Source organism: Pseudomonas sp. SDO55104_S430 (genome assembly GCF_054070595.1).
In genome coordinates this window covers 1-2,522 of record NZ_JBSVXG010000411.1, presented here as the reverse complement: position 1 = coordinate 2,522, position 2,522 = coordinate 1, and the positions used below count along the sequence as shown (strand labels likewise).

Annotated in this window: 2 protein-coding genes; one reads left to right on the top strand and one right to left on the bottom strand. The window is 60.8% G+C overall.

What is annotated here, in order from left to right:
* The first annotated feature begins 203 nt into the window (after positions 1 to 203).
* Positions 204 to 1,574 (top strand): cell envelope integrity protein CreD, encoded by a 1,371-nt coding sequence (gene creD, locus ACW9JE_RS30205; protein WP_224538045.1) that lies wholly within the window; start codon positions 204 to 206, stop codon positions 1,572 to 1,574.
* A 210-nt stretch (positions 1,575 to 1,784) separates the two neighbouring features.
* Here creD and ACW9JE_RS30200 read toward each other — a convergent pair whose 3' ends face one another.
* Positions 1,785 to 2,414 (bottom strand): glutathione S-transferase, encoded by a 630-nt coding sequence (locus ACW9JE_RS30200; RefSeq protein ID WP_457434847.1) that lies wholly within the window; start codon positions 2,412 to 2,414, stop codon positions 1,785 to 1,787.
* Positions 2,415 to 2,522: the final 108 nt, after the last annotated feature.

The window sequence follows — 2,522 nt, the reverse complement described above, 5'->3', positions numbered from 1 at the left end:
GGCCTGCCTGACGGCAGGCCGTTACCGGCCCGCACACAAAAAATCTGACACTCCCCGCAAATCTTGTGTTTATCCGCAATCCAGTGTGGGAGCGGGCTTGCTCGCGAAGAGGCCAGCCCAATCTCCACACAATCTCCACATTCACCCCACAAAACCCCCACACACCCATTCCAGACTCTCCCCATCCAAACAGGGAGAGTCCCATGAACCGAAATCTGACTTTGAAACTCGGGGCCATTGCCCTGTTGATCCTGCTGTTGCTGATCCCGCTGTTGATGATCAACGGCGTCATCCAGGACCGCCAGCAACTGCGCGACGGTGTGCTCGAAGACATCGCCCGCAGCTCCAGCTACAGCCAGCAACTGAGCGGCCCGCTGATGGTGGTGCCGTATCGCAAAGTGATCCGCACCTGGAAAACCTCCGAGAAAACCAACCAGCGTTATCAGGAGATCGGCGAGGAGCGCGGTCGCTTGTACTTCCTCCCGGAGCGCTTCGAACTCGATGGCCAGGTGCAGACCGAACTGCGCTCACGAGGCATTTATCAGGCGCGGCTGTTCCATGCCGACAACCGTATCACCGGCCATTTTTCCCTGCCGGCGCAACTGGGGATCAAGGAAGACTTCGCCGATTACCAGTTCGATCAGCCATTTCTGGCGGTCGGCATCAGCGATATTCGTGGCATCGAAAATGCCCTGAAACTCGAACTCAACGACCAGCGCCTGGACTTCATTCCCGGTACTCAGGTCGGCTGGCTGGGCGAGGGTGTCCACGTGCCGCTGCCGCATCTGGACGCGAAGCAGAACACCGAGCTGGCCTTCGGCTTCGATCTGAAACTGCAAGGCACCGGTCAGTTGGAGATCCTGCCGGTGGGAAAGACCAGCCAGGTGTCGCTGACCGCGAACTGGCCGCACCCCAGCTTCATCGGCAACTACCTGCCGGCACAGCGTGAAGTCACCGATCAAGGTTTCACCGCCAACTGGCAGACCTCGTTCTTCTCCACCAACTTGCAGGAAGCCCTGAACAGCTGCGTCTCGCGCACCAGCTGCGAAGGCTTTTACGGCCGCAGCTTCGGCGTGAGCTTCATCGACCCCGTGGACCAGTACCTCAAAAGCGACCGCGCGATCAAATACGCCCTGCTGTTCATCGTCCTGACCTTCGCCGGCTTCTTCCTCTTCGAAGTCCTGAAAAGCCTCGCCGTGCACCCGGTGCAATACGCGCTGGTGGGTGTGGCGCTTGCGTTCTTCTACCTGCTGCTGTTGTCGCTGTCCGAACACATCGGCTTTGCCTCGGCGTATCTGCTGTCGGCCAGCGCCTGTGTGTTGTTGATCGGGTTCTATGTCTGCCATGTGCTGCGCAGCGTGCGCCACGGCTTGAGCTTTTCGGCGGGATTGGCGGGGCTGTATGGGCTGCTTTACGGACTGTTGAGTGCGGAGGATTACGCGCTGTTGATGGGCTCGTTGCTGTTGTTCGGGTTGCTGGGCGTATTCATGGTGCTGACGCGCAAGCTGGATTGGTATGGGGTGGGGCGCAAGGTCGAGAAGCCGGTGGCGTTTGATTTGGGAGAGGTGAAATGAGTCGGCTGGTTGGATTGCGAGAGGATCAGAGAGAGGGCGAGAAGCTGGTGATCCTGATCGATCGGTTGTTTGCAATCGAACTGATGTGGAGCGATCGCGAGCGGGCCGGGTTTCACAAACGATCTGCAGCGAACACAAAATCTGTATGCGCCAAAGACCAACTGTGGGAGCGAGCCTGCTCGCGATGATGTCGGTGTCGTTGGTGAAAACCTAGACTTTGGGCATGGTCGCAATCATCGAAGGCCGCTGACTCACCTCGAAATACCACGCCGCCAACTGCGGATTGGCCGTGCGCCAGTCCAGGTCCGGGTGGCGCAGGTCGAGGTAGCCCAGGGCGCAGGCGGTGCTGATGGCGGCGATGTCGAAGTGGCTGGTGAGTTCGGCGATGGCGTCTTTTTCCAGCAGGGCCACGGCGCGGCGGATTTTGTCGCGTTGGCCGTCGAGCCAGGTGTCCCAGTGTTTTTCCGGGGCGCGCAGGGCGACTTCGTAACGCACCAGCACGGCGGCGTCCATGATGCCGTCGGCCAGGGAGGCGAGGGTCAGGCGGCGCCAGCGGGCGGAGCCTTCGCGGGGGATCAGCGGGTTGCCGACGTGCTGGTGGTCGAGGTAGTCGAGGATCACCCGGCTGTCGTGGATGACGTTGCCGTCGGCCAGGCGCAGGGCGGGGATTTTGCTCAAGGGGTTGTCGTCGATCAGGGTCTTGTCGGGGTCGACCGGGGTGAGCACGCAGTTGAGCAGGGCCACGCGGTCTTGTTGACCGGTTTCGTGCAGCAGCACCATGACTTTGCGAACGAAGGGGGAAAGGGAGTTGTGGTACAGGGTCATGCTTGGGGCGGACATGGCTGCGTCTCGGACGGTGGCGGAGAGGGGCAGCATAGCGCGTTGGACGGTGACGTCACACTCAACCCTGTGGGAGCGGGCTTGCTCGCGAATGCGGTGTGTCAGTCA

Excerpts from the sequence above, each read along its gene's own strand:
- creD (WP_224538045.1), top strand. The coding sequence starts at position 204 with ATGAACCGAAATCTGACTTTGAAACTCGGGGCCATTGCCCTGTTGATC.
- ACW9JE_RS30200 (WP_457434847.1), bottom strand. The coding sequence starts at position 2,414 with ATGTCCGCCCCAAGCATGACCCTGTACCACAACTCCCTTTCCCCCTTC.